This is a genomic window from Amycolatopsis coloradensis (assembly GCF_001953865.1).
In the GTDB taxonomy this organism is placed as follows: domain Bacteria; phylum Actinomycetota; class Actinomycetes; order Mycobacteriales; family Pseudonocardiaceae; genus Amycolatopsis; species Amycolatopsis coloradensis.
The window spans coordinates 22,209-37,174 of the sequence record NZ_MQUQ01000002.1; the positions used below are offsets into that span (position 1 = coordinate 22,209).

General features: G+C 68.9%; 12 protein-coding genes and 1 pseudogene. 7 read left to right on the forward strand and 6 right to left on the reverse strand.

Going from position 1 to position 14,966, the window contains the following annotated elements:
• Nucleotides 1-6 precede the first annotated feature (6 nt).
• Together aceE and BS329_RS01970 are read left to right on the forward strand one after the other, a co-directional pair.
• Nucleotides 7-2,802: a pyruvate dehydrogenase (acetyl-transferring), homodimeric type gene (aceE, locus tag BS329_RS01965; protein WP_076155176.1), complete on the forward strand. Its 2,796-nt coding sequence runs from the start codon at nt 7-9 to the stop codon at nt 2,800-2,802.
• 125 nt (nt 2,803-2,927) lie between these two features.
• The gene (locus BS329_RS01970) at nt 2,928-4,139 is read left to right on the forward strand and encodes an alpha-hydroxy acid oxidase (RefSeq protein ID WP_076155177.1); all 1,212 of its coding nucleotides are present in this window, start codon (nt 2,928-2,930) and stop codon (nt 4,137-4,139) included.
• Nucleotides 4,140-4,216: 77 nt separating this feature from the next.
• Here the strand turns inward: BS329_RS01970 and BS329_RS01975 are convergent, their stop codons facing one another.
• Entirely contained in the window at nt 4,217-4,858 is a 642-nt protein-coding gene (locus BS329_RS01975; protein WP_076155179.1) for a nicotinamide mononucleotide transporter family protein, read from the reverse strand.
• Nucleotides 4,859-5,080: 222 nt separating this feature from the next.
• Nucleotides 5,081-5,562, reverse strand: a pseudogene (locus BS329_RS01980) (mechanosensitive ion channel family protein).
• Between the two features lie 342 nt (nt 5,563-5,904).
• On the opposite strand from BS329_RS01980, the gene BS329_RS01985 reads away from it, so the two are divergent.
• The 5 genes from BS329_RS01985 (at nt 5,905) to BS329_RS02005 (ending at nt 10,812) form a co-directional block, all read left to right on the forward strand.
• Nucleotides 5,905-7,119: a PucR family transcriptional regulator gene (locus tag BS329_RS01985; RefSeq protein WP_076155180.1), complete on the forward strand. Its 1,215-nt coding sequence runs from the start codon at nt 5,905-5,907 to the stop codon at nt 7,117-7,119.
• A 181-nt stretch (nt 7,120-7,300) separates the two neighbouring features.
• Nucleotides 7,301-8,227, forward strand: coding sequence for an ACP S-malonyltransferase (locus BS329_RS01990; protein WP_279628122.1), 927 nt, complete (start codon nt 7,301-7,303; stop codon nt 8,225-8,227).
• Entirely contained in the window at nt 8,224-9,207 is a 984-nt protein-coding gene (locus BS329_RS01995; RefSeq protein ID WP_076155184.1) for a beta-ketoacyl-ACP synthase III, read from the forward strand. Before BS329_RS01990 ends, BS329_RS01995 begins: the two co-directional genes overlap by 4 nt.
• A gap of 68 nt (nt 9,208-9,275) precedes the next feature.
• Complete coding sequence (locus tag BS329_RS02000) at nt 9,276-9,521, forward strand: acyl carrier protein (protein WP_076155185.1); 246 nt, start codon at nt 9,276-9,278, stop codon at nt 9,519-9,521.
• A gap of 40 nt (nt 9,522-9,561) precedes the next feature.
• Nucleotides 9,562-10,812: a beta-ketoacyl-[acyl-carrier-protein] synthase family protein gene (locus BS329_RS02005; RefSeq protein ID WP_076155187.1), complete on the forward strand. Its 1,251-nt coding sequence runs from the start codon at nt 9,562-9,564 to the stop codon at nt 10,810-10,812.
• An 83-nt stretch (nt 10,813-10,895) separates the two neighbouring features.
• On the opposite strand, the gene BS329_RS02010 is transcribed toward BS329_RS02005, so the two are convergent.
• The 4 genes from BS329_RS02010 to BS329_RS45115 form a co-directional block, all read right to left on the reverse strand.
• Nucleotides 10,896-13,256 (reverse strand): cation-translocating P-type ATPase, encoded by a 2,361-nt coding sequence (locus tag BS329_RS02010; protein ID WP_208619135.1) that lies wholly within the window; start codon nt 13,254-13,256, stop codon nt 10,896-10,898.
• Nucleotides 13,257-13,321: 65 nt separating this feature from the next.
• The gene (locus BS329_RS02015) at nt 13,322-13,915 is read right to left on the reverse strand and encodes a hypothetical protein (RefSeq protein WP_076155189.1); all 594 of its coding nucleotides are present in this window, start codon (nt 13,913-13,915) and stop codon (nt 13,322-13,324) included.
• A 41-nt stretch (nt 13,916-13,956) separates the two neighbouring features.
• Nucleotides 13,957-14,460, reverse strand: a complete 504-nt coding sequence (locus BS329_RS02020; protein ID WP_091599164.1) for a DUF3145 domain-containing protein — start codon at nt 14,458-14,460, stop codon at nt 13,957-13,959.
• A 337-nt stretch (nt 14,461-14,797) separates the two neighbouring features.
• Nucleotides 14,798-14,923, reverse strand: coding sequence for a hypothetical protein (locus tag BS329_RS45115; protein WP_279628123.1), 126 nt, complete (start codon nt 14,921-14,923; stop codon nt 14,798-14,800).
• Between the last annotated feature and the right edge of the window lie 43 nt (nt 14,924-14,966).

Sequence of the window (14,966 nt, forward strand, 5' to 3'; positions counted from 1 at the left end):
GACCCCTTGGCCCCGCAGAACGACGGCGCCTCCGGTAAGGAGACCCCGGCACGCGTACGCGTCATCCGTGACGGATTGGCGGCGCACCTGCCCGACATCGACCCGGAGGAGACTGCCGAATGGCTGGACTCCTTCGACGAGGCGCTGGCCAGGGGTGGTCAGCAGCGCGCCCGTTACCTGATGCTGCGCATCCTCGAGCGGGCGAGGGAGCGTCACGTCGGCGTTCCGGCGCTGACGTCGACGGACTACGTCAACACCATCCCCACCGAGAACGAACCCTGGTTCCCCGGTGACGAGGAGATCGAGCGCCGCTACCGCGCCTACATCCGGTGGAACGCCGCGATCATGGTGCACCGCGCGCAGCGTCCCGGCGTGGGTGTCGGCGGCCACATCTCGACCTACGGCTCGTCCGCGGCGCTGTACGAGGTGGGCTTCAACCACTTCTTCCGCGGCAAGGACCACTCCGGCGGCGGCGACCAGATCTTCATCCAGGGCCACGCCTCCCCCGGCATCTACGCTCGCGCGTTCCTCGAGGGCAGGCTCACCGAGAACCAGCTGGACGGGTTCCGCCAGGAGTACTCGCACGCGGGTGAGGGCGGCGGCCTGCCGTCGTATCCGCACCCCCGGCTGATGCCGGAGTTCTGGGAGAACCCGACCGTGTCCATGGGCCTCGGCCCGATGAACGCGATCTACCAGGCCCGGTTCAACCGCTACCTGCGCGATCGCGGCATCAAGGACACCAGCGACCAGCACGTCTGGGCGTTCCTCGGCGACGGCGAGATGGACGAGCCGGAATCGCGCGGCCTCATCCACGTGGCCGCCGGCGAAGGCCTCGACAACCTGACCTTCGTGATCAACTGCAACCTGCAGCGGCTCGACGGCCCGGTGCGCGGCAACGGCAAGATCATCCAGGAGCTGGAGTCGTACTTCCGCGGCGCCGGCTGGAACGTCATCAAGGTCATCTGGGGCCGCGAGTGGGACTCGCTGCTGCACGCGGACCGCGACGGCGCGCTGGTCAACCTGATGAACACCACGCCGGACGGCGACTTCCAGACCTACAAGGCCAACGACGGCGCCTTCGTCCGCGAGCACTTCTTCGGCCGCGACCCGCGGACCAAGGAACTGGTCAAGGACCTCACCGACGCCGACGTCTGGAACCTCAAGCGCGGCGGGCACGACTACCGCAAGGTCTACGCGGCCTACAAGTCGTCGCTGGAGCACCACGGCCAGCCGACGGTGATCCTGGCCCACACCATCAAGGGCTACGGCCTCGGCCCGTCCTTCGAGGGCCGCAACGCCACGCACCAGATGAAGAAGCTCACTCTCGACGACCTCAAGCTGTTCCGGGACGCCCAGCGCATCCCGATCAGCGACGAGGAACTCGAGCGCGACCCGAAGCTGCCGCCGTACTACCACCCTGGCAAGGACTCGGCGGAGATCGAGTACATGATCGGCCGCCGCAAGACGCTCGGCGGGTTCCTGCCGGAGCGCCGCCCGAAGGCCTCGAAGGCGCTCGTACTGCCCGGCGACAAGGTCTACGAAAGCATCCGCAAGGGATCGGGCAAGCAGGAGGTCGCCACCACGATGGCGTTCGTCCGGCTCGTGCGCGAGCTGGCGAAGGACGCCGAAATCGGCAAGCGGATCGTCCCGATCATCCCGGACGAGGCACGCACCTTCGGCCTCGACTCGATGTTCCCGACGGCCAAGATCTACAACCCGCACGGCCAGACGTACACGTCGGTCGACGCGAGCCTGATGCTGGCCTACAAGGAGTCCGAAAAGGGCGTCATCCTGCACGAGGGCATCAACGAGGCGGGTTCCACCGCGTCGTTCACCGCCGTCGGCACCTCGTACGCCACGCACGGCGAGCCGATGATCCCGATCTACATCTTCTACTCGATGTTCGGGTTCCAGCGGACCGGTGACGGCCTCTACGCGGCGGCGGACCAGATGGCCCGCGGGTTCGTGCTCGGCGCCACCGCCGGCCGCACCACGCTGACCGGTGAGGGCCTCCAGCACGCCGACGGGCACTCGCTGCTGCTGGCGGCGACCAACCCGGCCGTCGTGGCCTACGACGCGGCGTGGTCGTTCGAGATCGCCCACATCGTGCGGGACGGTCTGCGCCGGATGTACGGCGAGACCGGGCCGGACGGCAACGGCGAGAACATCTTCTACTACATGACGATCTACAACGAGCCCTACCAGCAGCCCGCCGAGCCCGAGAACCTCGACGTGGACGGTCTGCTCAAGGGTCTGTACCGGTACGCCGAAGCCCCGTCGGGCGACGGGCCGGAGGCGCAGATCCTGGTGTCCGGCGTCACCATGCCGGACGCGCTCCGCGCGCAGCAGATGCTCGCCGAGGAGTGGGGCGTCCGCGCGGCCGTGTGGTCGGCGACGTCGTGGACCGAACTGCGGCGCGAGGCCGTCGCGATCGACCACGACAACCTGCTGCACCCGGGCGACTCCCCGCGTGTGCCGTACGTCACGGAGAAGCTGTCCGGCGTGAACGGGCCGGTCGTGGCGGTTTCGGACTGGATGCGTGCCGTGCCGGACCTGATCCGCCCCTGGGTGCCGACCGACATGCTGACGCTGGGCACCGACGGGTTCGGGTTCTCCGACACCCGCCCCGCCGCCCGGCGGAAGTTCCTGGTCGACGCGCAGTCGATCGTGGTCGGCACGCTGAGCGCGCTCGCCAAGCGCGGCGAGGTCGGCCAGGCGAAGGTGGTGGAGGCGGCGCGCAAGTACCGCCTCGACGACGTCGCCGCCGCGGGTCCGCAGTTGTCGGACTCCGGTAGCGCCTAGCCGTGTTATGAACGGACCGTTCATAACAGATTTTGTTATGAACGGTCCGTTCATAACACCCGGTCGCCGATCGTCTAGGGTGAGACATCGGATGTTTCGGGGGCGAACGGAGAGGGTGAGCGAGTGTGACGAAGCGTCGACTGCCGAAGCCGAGTGAGCTGAAGCAGATCCTGCGGCCGAAGCCGATCGTGCTCAATCCGACCGAGCGGCGCCTGGCGGGCGCGCACACGATCGCCGACCTCCGGATGCTTGCCCGCAAGCGGACGCCGAGGGCGGCGTTCGACTACACCGACGGCGCCGCGGAGCTGGAGGACAGCCTCCGCCGCGCCCGGCAGGCCTTCCGCAGCGTGGAATTCCATCCCAACATTCTCCGCGGCGTGTCCGATGTGGACACCGGCAAGGACATCCTCGGCAAGCGTTCGGCGCTGCCGTTCGCGTTCGCGCCGACCGGGTTCACCCGCATGATGAACCACGAGGGCGAGTCCGCGGTGGGCCGCGTCGCGCAGCGCAACGGTATCCCGATGGGGTTGTCGACCATGGCGACGACGTCGATCGAAGACCTCGCGGCCGCCGCACCGGAGGCCCGCAAGTGGTTCCAGCTCTACGTTTGGCGCGACCACAAAGCAGGCGAAGATCTGATGAATCGCGCCTGGGCCGCCGGTTTCGACACCCTCATGCTGACGGTGGACACCCCGGTCGCGGGCGCGCGGCTGCGTGATGTCCGCAACGGACTGACCATCCCGCCGGCGCTCACCCTCAAGACGTTTGTCGACGGCGCGATGCATCCGTCGTGGTGGTTCAACCTGCTGACCACCGAGCCGCTGACCTTCGCGTCGTTGAGCCAGTTCGACGGCACGGTCGCCGAACTGCTCAACCAGCTCTTCGACCCCACCCTGAATTTCGACGACCTCGACTGGGTCCGCCAGACCTGGCCGGGCAAGCTGGTGATCAAAGGCGTCCAGAACGTCGATGACGCGCGTGACGTGGTCAAGCACGGCGCCGACGCGGTGCTGCTGTCCAACCACGGCGGCCGTCAGCTCGACCGCGCGCCGACGCCGATCGAACTACTGCCCGCGGTGCTCGACGAGATCCAGGGCGACGCCGAGGTGTGGGTCGACACCGGCGTTCTCTCCGGTGGCGACATCGTGGCCGCGATCGCGCGTGGCGCCGACGCGGTGCTCATCGGGCGCGCGTTCCTCTACGGCCTGATGGCCGGGGGCGAGCGTGGGGTTCAGCGGTGCGTGGACATCCTGCGCGCCGAGATCGTCCGGACCATGCAGCTGCTCGGCGTCCGTACCCTCGACGACCTCAAGCCCTCGCACGCCACCCTGCGCTGATACCCCACACGCGTTTCGTCCTCTGGTTGCGGTAGTTCGTGATACGAACTACCGCAACCAGAGGACGAAACGCGGGGTCAGCGGGCCGCGGCGGTGACCCCGGACGGCGCGGTGCGGACCTGCTTCGCCGTGCGGTTCCAGCTCCACCAGCCGTGTACGACCAGCCCGGCGAACACGATGTAGACCGCCGCGGAGAAGTACAGGCCCGAAGAAAGCTGGAGCGGGACACCGATCGCGTCGACGACCAGCCACACCAGCCAGAACTCGACGAGCCCGGCACCCTGCGCGGCGAAGGCGACCAGCGTGCCGACGAAGATCGCGGCGTCCGGCCATGGCGCCCACGACGCGTCCAGCGCGTCGAGCACCAGCGCCATCGCGGTGGTGCCGATCGCGAACGCGCCGATCATCGCCAGCCGTTCGGCGGGACGGCCCTTGCGGACGACGACGCCGTAGACCGGGTCGCTGCGGCGGGACCACGCCCACCAGCCGTAGATCGAGATGGCGAGGATCGCGATCTGCCTGGTGGCGAGCCCGCCGAGGTGCGCGGAGAGGTAGACGGAGAACAGCAGCACGGTGGCACCGACCTGGACCGGCCAGGTCCACAGCGTGCGGCGTTGAGCCAGAAAGACCACGGCCAGCGCGAAGATCTGCCCCGCCAGTTCGGCGAAGGAGATCCACTGACCCAGCACCGTGACACCGTTGTGCAGCAGGAAGTCCACGTCCGCGCCCCTCTGTCGTCTACCGCTCCAACATGCTCCGCCGCGACACCATTCCCTAGAGAGTGTGAGCTGCGGAACAGGCAACGGGCTTGAGAGCCGCTGAGGTGGAGTAGCCGCCCGGGCACGACGAAGGGGCCCGCCGCCGCTTGGTCCGCGGCGATGGGCCCCCGTCGACTCCACGCGGGCCCGGTGCCTTCCTCGATCACCGGGCCCGCGGGATGCTCAGGAATCTACGCGACCGATGCCCACGGGCGACGTCGGCGGCTCCGAACGGACTTTCTGATTGCCGCCGCCCGGCTCCAGCCGTCCCTGCGAGTTGGCCGGCCAGCCCTGCCGTCGCTCCTGCGCGGGTTTGATCAGGCCGCCGCCGGAGCCGGCGACGATCACCAGCACCAGCGCGACCAGGATCCGCGGCAGGAACGCGATGATGTCGTCGAGCAGCGCGCTGACCGGATTGCTCTCACCGAATACGCCGGACGCGAACTGCAAGGCGATCAGGAGAATGAAGTAGTACACAAGTTTGACGAAGATCCCGCCAGCGTCGACATTCGTCGACAGAACCAATCCCCATGCCTTTGCCTTTGACACGGCCTTCGCGATCACCCAGCCGATGAGGATGATCAGGAATTCGACCGGTTGGGGCCGCGATGTATGGCGACAAGGTCGCATGCTTGCCCCAGACTGTCTTTCGGCTGCTCGCACACGGTGAAATCCCTCCTCCGCGCATCCGCTCCGAACACCGGCGCGGCTTGCGAGGAATCGTTGATCACGGGCCCGTCACCGGCGACTTGGCGACCCACGATCGAGTGAGTGAGGTAGCGGGAAAAGATCCACAAGTCCCATACTTGTCCTACCGGTGGGGACCGGGGAGACGAGGCCGTCCGGCGCAGCGAAAAACGCTCGCGCCGGGCGGCCTCGAGTTTTATGCGAACACCTTTCACCATTCATCGCCCTTGATCGCGCGACGTCTGTCCACTTCGGACGCGAGGCCGGTCCGGCCGCAGGACGAGGAGCATCTCGCCGGGGCGGACTAGGATCGGCTGACCATGGCTGATGCGACTTCCGGACGGCATGTGCCCAAGCACCACGGGCTGTCCGCCAAGACCCTCCGGCGGCTCGAACACGCCTCCGGCCGTCTCGCGAGTGCGAGCGTGGCGGTGATGGAGGAACGGCTGAGCTGGTTCGCCCGCCTTCCCGCCGACCAGCGCGCGAGCGTTCTGCTGATCACCCAGGCGGGTGCCGCCGGTTTCGTCGACTGGCTCCGCGACGCGAAGGAGGCGCTCTCCCTCACCACCGAGGCGTTCCGTGAAGCGCCGGCCGAACTGTCCCGCTGGGTGAGCCTGCGGCAGGCGGTCGGGATGGTGCGGCTGGCGATCGAGGTGTTCGAAGAGCAGCTGCCGGAGTTCGCCGCGAATGAGGCGGAACGCGCCGCGCTGATCGAAGGGATCCTGCGTTACGGCAGGGAAATCGCGTTCGCCGCCGCCAACTCCTACGCCGCCGCCGCCGAGGCGCGCGGCGCCTGGGACGCGCGATTGGAGGCGTTGGTCGTCGACGGCGTCGTCCGCGGTGACGCCGAGGAGGCCGTGCTCTCCCGTGCGGCCGCGCTCGGCTGGGATCCCGCCGCGCCCGCCACCGCGCTGGTCGGCACCCCGACGTCGGACGACCCGCCTGCCGTCGTGTTCGAAGTGCGCAGCCGCGCCGCGCGGGTGGGGCGCCCCGTCCTGCTTTCGGTGCAGGGGTCCCGGCTGGTCGTGGTCGTGGCCGGCCCCACCGACGGCAGCGTCAAGGACCGCGAGATCCTCACCAAACTGTCCGTCGCCTTCGCCGAGGGGCCGGTGGTCGCCGGGCCGACGGTGCCCACGCTCGCCGAGGCACACCACAGCGCGACAGAGGCGCTCTCCGGCCTGCGCGCCGTCGTCGGCTGGCCCGGTGCGCCGCGGCCCGCGAGATCGATCGACCTGCTGCCGGAGCGCGCGCTGTCCGGCGATCCCGAAGCGGAACGCCTGCTCGTGGAGCAGATCGCCCGGCCACTGGAGGAGGCGGGACCGGCACTGCTGCGGACGGTGGAGACCTATCTCGACAGCGGCGGTGTCCTCGAGATCTGCGCACGGACGTTGTTCGTGCATCCGAACACCGTCCGGTACCGGTTGCGGAAGGCGGCCGAACTCACCGGCCGCCACGCCGCCGAATCGCGCGACGCCTGGGTGCTGAAGGTGGCGCTGACGGTCGGGCGGCTGGCCCGGGCCCGCGGGCTCTGGTAAACCCGGTGGTAACGCTGCGCAGTGATGGACTTCATAGGGAAAGCTGGTTGAACCCGACAAGGCTTTTGGGTTAAGCACAGTGATCAGGAAGGCACTTTTGGAGGGTTCCCACAATTACACTCGCCGGACTTGGTGAGCCTCGGCATCACGACCTCGGTGGCCGAGAGTGTTCCCTAGTGGAGTGACAGCAGCAGTCCTCGCCCCCGGTCAGGGTTCCCAAGCCCCAGGCATGCTCACCCCTTGGCTCGAGCTCGACGGTGCCCGCGCGCGCGTCGAAGCCTGGTCCGAGCGGGCCGGTCTCGATCTCGTCCGCCTCGGCACCGAAGCGGACGCCGAAGAGATCCAGGACACCGCGATCACCCAGCCGCTGATCGTGGCGCTCTCGCTGCTGGCGTTCGAACACCTCCAGCGCGAGGCACTTGTCGCCGCGGACGCGCCGGTCGCTGGGCACTCCGTCGGCGAGCTGGCCGCCGCCGCCATCGCCGGGGTCCTGAGCCCCGACGACGCCGTCGCGCTGGCCGCCATCCGTGGCGCCGAGATGGCGAAGGCGTGCGCGCTGGAGCCCACGAGCATGGCCGCCGTCATGCTCGGTGACCCGGAGCAGGTCGTCGCCTGGCTCGACGGCCACGGCCTCGCCGCCGCGAACCGCAACGGCGCGGGCCAGATCGTCGCCTCGGGCGCCGCCGACGCGATCGAGAGGATCGTGGCCGAGCCACTCGAAGGCACCAAGGTCCGCGCGCTCAAGGTCGCGGGCGCGTTCCACACGGCGTACATGGCCCCCGCGCAGGCGGCGCTCGCCGACCAGGCTGCGAAGATCACCCCGGCGGACCCGACGCGTCCGCTGCTGTCGAACGCCGACGGCCAGGTCGTCACCAGCGGGGCCGAATACCTCGACCGGCTGGTCAAGCAGGTCACGAACCCGGTGCGCTGGGACCTGACCATGGACGGTCTGGTCTCCGCGGGCGTCACCACGACGCTCGAACTCCCGCCGGCGGGCACGCTGACCGGGCTGGTCAAGCGGCAGCTCAAGGGAACCGTGACCACCACCATCGCGCTGAAGACGCCGGCCGAGCTGGCGAAGCTTCACGGGCAGGAGGACGCTTCGTGACCGACCGATCCACCTTGCGGCAGACCACGGGCGCCGCCGGCAGCCGCGTTCTCGGCGTCGGGAGCTTCCAACCCGAGAAGATCGTGACCAACGACGATCTGTCGCAGATCATGGACACCAACGACCAGTGGATCCGCGAACGGGTCGGCATCGTCGAGCGCCGGTTCGCCGAGAAGGACGAGTCGCTGGTCGACATGGCGGTCAAGGCGGGCACGGCGGCACTCGCCGATGCCGGGGTGGATCCGTCCGAAGTGGACACGGTCATCCTGCCCAACTGCACGATGCCCACCCAGATCCCGAACGCCGCCGCCCAGGTCGCCGACCGGATCGGGATCACGCATCCGGCCGCGTTCGACCTCAACGCCGCCTGCGCCGGGTTCTGCTACGGCCTCGGTGTCGCCTCGGACCTGATCCGGGCGGGCAGCACGAAGAAGGCGCTCGTCATCGGCGCCGAGAAACTCACCGACCACGTCGACCCGGTCGACCGCGCGAACGCGATCATCTTCGCCGACGGCGCCGGCGCGGCGGTGGTCGGCGCGGCCGACACCGCGCAGATCGGCCCGGTCGCCTGGGGCAGCGCGGGTGAGCACGTCGACCTCATCTACATGCGCGACGAAAAGTGGATCTACCAGGAGGGCCAGTCGGTCTTCCGCTGGGCGACCACGCAGATCGCGCCGATCGCGCTGCGGGCACTGGAGATCGCCGGACTCGAACCGTCCGATGTGGACGTGCTGATCCCGCACCAGGCCAACCTGCGCATCGTCGAGGCCATCGCCAAGAAGCTGCGCGCCAAGGGCGCCCGCGAGGACATGATCGTGGCCGACGACATCAAGTACTCGGGCAACACCTCGTCCGCGTCCATCCCCCTCGCGCTGGACCACATGCGCAAGGCAGGCACCGCGAAGCAGGGCGACGTCGTACTCGCCGTCGGCTTCGGCGCCGGACTCTCCTACGCGGGCCAGGCCTTCATCTGCCCGTGATGAATACTTCCCCCGCGGGCGCCGTGCCCGCGGGGCAGCCGAAAGCATCACCGAGAAGGGAACAACCAGTGGCAGACAACGCAGAGATCCTCGCCGGCCTCGCCGAGATCGTCGAAGAGGTCGCCGGTGTGGCGCAGGACGACGTGACCGCCGAGAAGTCCTTCGTGGACGACCTCGACATCGACTCGCTGTCCATGGTGGAGATCGCTGTTCAGGCCGAGGACAAGTTCGGCGTCAAGATCCCGGACGACGAGCTGGCGAACCTGAAGACCGTTGGCGACGCGGTGACCTACGTGTCCGCCAACTCCAAGTAAGTCACCAGTACTTGATGGCGCCGACCTTGGGGAGACTCCAATGAGCAACATCGACGTCGTGATCACCGGGCTGGGTGCCACCACGCCGCTCGGCGGGGACGTCACGTCCACGTGGGACGGCCTGCTCGGCGGTGAGAGTGGCATCCGCCGGCTCGAAGCCGACTGGGTCGACGAGCTCGACCTGCCGGTGAAGATCGGCGCCACGCTCGCCGTGGACCCGTCCGAGGTCCTCCCTCGGGTCCAGGCCCGCCGCCTGGACAGGTGCGAGCAGGTGGCGCTCATCGCCGCGCGTCAGGCTTGGGCGGACGCGGGCTTCGAGCAGCCGACCGATGAGCATCAGGATGTGGACCCCGAGCGCCTGGGGGTGACCATCGGCACCGGTGTCGGCGGTCCGGTCACCCTGATCTCGCAGAACGATCTGCTGCACAAGCAGGGCCTCCGCAAGGTGTCCCCGCTGACCGTGCCGATGCTGATGCCGAACGGTCCGGCCGCGCACGTCGGCATCGACCTGAAGGCCCGTGCCGGCGTGCACTCGCCCGCCTCGGCCTGTGCCTCGGGTGCGGAAGGCATCGCCGCCGGCTACGAGATGATCCGGACCGGCCGGGCCGACGTCGTGGTCGCCGGTGGCGCCGAGGCGTGCATCCACCCGATCACCCTCGCCGGGTTCGCCCAGGCGAGGACGGTGTCCACCCGCAACGACGATCCCACGAAGGCTTCGCGGCCGTTCGACGCGAACCGCGACGGTTTCGTGCTCGGCGAGGGCTCCGGCGTCGTGATCCTGGAGCGGGCCGACCGCGCCAGGGCCCGCAACGCGCGGATCTACGCGCAGCTGAGCGGGTTCGGGATCACCTCGGACGCGTACCACATCACGGGTAACCACCCCGAAGGCATCGGCCAGATCGCCGCCATGCGCGCGGCGATGAAGATGGCCGGGGTCTCCCCTTCCGACGTCGGGCACGTCAACGCGCACGCGACCTCCACGGTCGTCGGCGACGTCGGCGAGGCCGCGGCGATCCGCAAGGCCGTCGGCGATCACACCGTGGTGACCGCTCCCAAGGGCGCACTCGGGCACCTGGTCGGCGGCGCGGGCGCGGTCGAGGGCATCGCCACGATCCTGGCGATCTACCACGGCCTGATCCCGGCCACGCTGAACCTCGAGGACCTGGACCCGAAGGTGCAGCTCGACGTCGTGGCGGGCGAGGCCCGCAAGGCGGAGCTGACCGCGGCGATCAGCAACTCGTTCGGTTTCGGCGGGCACAACACGGCGCTGCTGTTCACTCCGGCGGCCTGACGCCGGGGCTCGCTCGCTGCGATGAAGGGGCCTTTCAAAGCGAATTCGCTTTGAAAGGCCCCTTCATCGCGTAAACTGGCCGGTCAGGCCTCGGAGCGCTTCACCAGATGCCGCCCGATCCACCAGGCGGCCTCCACCAGCACGATCCCCACCCCGGCGCAGGTGAACGCCGAGAGCGTGTACGCGCTCACACTCGGGTCCAGCGCGAAGAACTTCTGCGTGAACGGGATCAGGAACAACGCGAGCGTCAGCACGACCATCCCGCCGATCAGCAGGATCTTCCACCACTTGTACGGCCGCGCGACGATCCCGAGCACCCACAGCGCGATCGCGATGAGCGTGATCAGCGCGGTCGTCCCCGCTTGGATCTTGTCCACTTCGGACTGTCCGGATCCCTTGTACACCAGCAGGTAGCTCACGAACGTCGCGGTGGCGATGACCAGCCCGGCCGGGACGGCCATCCGCATCACCCTGCCGACGAAGCCGGTGCGGGCGCGTTCGTTGTTCGGCGCCAGCGAAAGCACGAAGGCGGGCAGGCCGATCGTGAACCAGGCGGTGATCGTGATGTGCCGCGGCAGGAACGGGAACGGCACCTGCGCGATACCGACCATCAGCGCCAGCAGCACCGAGTAGACCGTCTTGGTGAGGAACAGGTTCGAGACGCGCTCGATGTTGCCGATCACCCGGCGGCCCTCGGCGACCACATGCGGCAGGGTGGCGAACTTGTCGTCCAGCAGCACGATCTGCGCGACCGCGCGGGTGGCCGGGCTGCCGGCGCCCATGGCGACGCCGATGTCCGCGTCCTTCAAGGCGAGGACGTCGTTGACGCCGTCGCCGGTCATCGCGACGGTGTGGCCCTTCGACTGGAGCGCCCCGACCATCGCGCGTTTCTGCAACGGGGTGACGCGGCCGAAGACGGCGCGCTCCTCCACGGTGTCGGCCAGCTTTTCGGCGTCGTCCGGCAGTTTGCGCGCGTCGACGGGCTTGTCCGCGCCGGGCAGGTCGAGCGTCCCCGCGACGGCGCCGACGGAGACGGCGTTGTCGCCGGAGATGACCTTGACCGCGACGTCCTGATGCGCGAAGAAGTCCAGAGTGTCTTTCGCGTCCGGACGGACCTTCTGCTCCAGCACCACGAGCGCGACCGGTTCGATGTCACCGGGGCCCTCCGCCGCGTCGACGGCCCGTGCGGCGCGGCCCAGCAGCAGGACCCGCAGACCGCGCGAACCGATCTTCTCGGCCTCCGCCCGGTGCTCTCCCTCGGGCAGCAGGACGTCGGCCGCGCCGAGCACCCAGTCGCCGTCGGCACCGAACGACGCGCCACTCCACTTCCGCGCCGAGGAAAACGGCATCGTCGTGGAAACCCGCCAGCCCGGATCGGTCCCGTGCGCCTCCGCGATGGCCTGGAGGCTCGCGTTCGGCCGCGGGTCGGCGGCGGCGAGCGCGGCCAGCACGGTGTCCACCGGGTGGCCGGGGGTGATCTCCCGGACCTCGGAAAGCCGCATCGCGTTCTCGGTGAGCGTCCCGGTCTTGTCCGCGCACACCACGTCGACCCGGGCCAGCCCCTCGATCGCCGGGAGTTCCTGCACCAGGCACTGACGCTTGCCGAGCCGGATGACGCCGACCGCGAGCGCGACGCTGGTCATCAGCACCAGGCCCTCGGGGACCATCGGCACGAGCGCCGCGACCATGCCGCGCAGCGCGTCCGGCCACGCCTGGTCGCCCGCGAGCTGGTTGTAGATGGTCAGCGCGCCCGCCGGGACGAGCAGGTAGGTGATGAACTTGAGGATCTTGTCGATGCCCTGCCGCAGTTCCGACTTCACCAGGGTGAACTTGCTGGCCTCCGCGGCCAGTTTCGCGGCGTAGGACTCGTCGCCGATGATGTCCGCGCGGTAGGTGCCGCTGCCCGCGACGACGAAGCTGCCGGACAGCACCTTGTCGCCGGGCTGCTTGACCACCGGATCGGATTCGCCGGTCAGCAGCGACTCGTCGACCTCCAGTGCCTCGGCCGTCAGCGTCGGGCCGTCGACGACGATCTTGTCGCCGGGGCCCAGTTCGACGAGGTCGCCGAGGACGACGTCTTCCGGGGCGATCTCGACGCTCTGCCCGTCACGGCGGACGGTCGGTTTCGCCTGTCCCACGATGGCGAGCCGTTCCAGGGTCCGTTTCGCCCGGAGTTCCTGGATGATGCCGACCGCGCTGTTGACGATGATCAGTCCGCCGAACAGCCCGTCGATGAAGTACCCCGTCGACAGGATGAGGACGAACAGCACCCCGTAGATCGCGTTGATCCGGGTGAAGACGTTCGCGCGGATGATCTCGCCGGTGGTCCGGCTGGTCTTCGTGGAGACGGTGTTGGTCCTGCCCGCGGCGACACGCTCGGCGACCTCTTCACCGGAGAGTCCCCTCGAGGCGTCGGTCAGCAGGGCCGGCTGATCAAGTGCCATGCGGCGACTCTATTCGGCACCGGTTTCCGCACGCGTCAGCCTGGGGGACCATGTCGACCCCTACTTCAGCATCTTTCGTGTTCGGGGTTGGTGCCGCCTTCGGTGGTGTCGACCCGCCAGGACCCGCTCTCCAGCCGCAGCGGCAGCACCAGCCGCCAGCGGATGCATCCCTCCGGCAGGTACACCGGCGCGTCGTCGACGTCCTGAGTGCTGGTGAAGGCGACGAGGACCCGGAGCGTGCCCGGCGCGCCCGGCTCGACGCGGTGGACGAGGATGCTGCCGTCCCGAGTGGACTGATAGTCCTTCTTCCACTCCACCGCGGTCTTGGTCTTGGCCCGTTCCCGGGTGACCACCGAAGTCCACTTCGCATAGTCGCGGTCGTTGATGGAGTCGAAATATCCCTGTAGTACCTGCCGGACGCTCTGGTACTGCGGATGCGCGACGACGTCGGGCGTCACCTCGACGGCGGGCGATCCGGGCTGTGCGTCCGGGGCGACCGGCGACGGTGAAGCGCTGACGACCGGTTCGGTGGGCGCGGCCTCCGGGCGGAGGTAGAGATCACGCGCCAGCAGACCGACTCCGACGGTCAGGGAGATCACCACCACGAGGACGGGGATCAGCCACCGCTGGCGAGAGGTGGGGCGAGGCTGGGCGGTCACCCCGAAAGGTTAGCCGCCCGCCTCTTCCGTCTTCACGCCGTCTACCCGACCTGGTGCAGCCAGGTGACGGGAGCACCGTCACCGGCGTGCCGGTACGGTTCGAGCGCTTCGTCCCAATTGGCGGCGAGGAGCTCGTCAAGCTTGTGCGCCAGCGATTCTCCGGTGCGCACCTTGCTCACGAGCGCGCGCAGCTGGTCTTCGCCCACGACGATGTCACCGTTGGCGCTGGTCCTGCCGTGCCACAGGCCGAGACCCGGAGCGAAACAGAACCTCTCTCCGTCGACCCCCGCACTGGGCTCTTCGGTGACTTCGAACCGGATCATCGGCCACGCCTTGAGCGCGGACGCCAGCTTTCCGCCGGTGCCCGAAGGCGCACGCCAACCACATTCGGCGCGGAGCTGTCCTGGACTGGCGGGCTGCGCCGTCCACTTCAACTCGACTCGGGCACCCAGGGTGCCCGAAATGGCCCACTCGACGTGCGGACAGACCGCAGACGGCGACGAGTGGACGTACACCACGCCACGGGTGTTGCCACGGGTGCTCACTGCTGACCTCCGCTACTCGACGAGGGGCGTCTTCCCCTACGACCTCGCGAGCTGCGCTGGTCAGGTGGCTCGTGCCGCCTCCCGGTACGCGTGAGCACATTGTGCACCCCAACTGTGCTGTTTGGCCACATGAACACCACAAGTCGCACCTGATTGGGACGAGGGACTCCGCGTGAAAGCCCCTCGGCCGCGGAAGGGTGGGGCGTGAAGGGGGCCTTCACGCGGGTGATCGCGGGCGTGCCCCGGGCACGGATGCACCCAATGCCACCTTGGGCCATCACTGTCGGGGAGCGATCGCGGGAGCAGTGCCCCGCCAGCAGATCAGCCTTCACGCGGCTCAGCCCTGTGCGCCCAGTGATTGCGCCGCGGCGAAGGTGTCCCCCAGGCCCGCGCCCTTGTCGAAGCTCGACGTGTACGGCCCCGCCGCCACGTACGGCGAGCCGTTCGCGAACTTGCACGCCATGGCCTCGATGTCACCCGGGTGGGACGTGTCTCCCCGCTGGTCC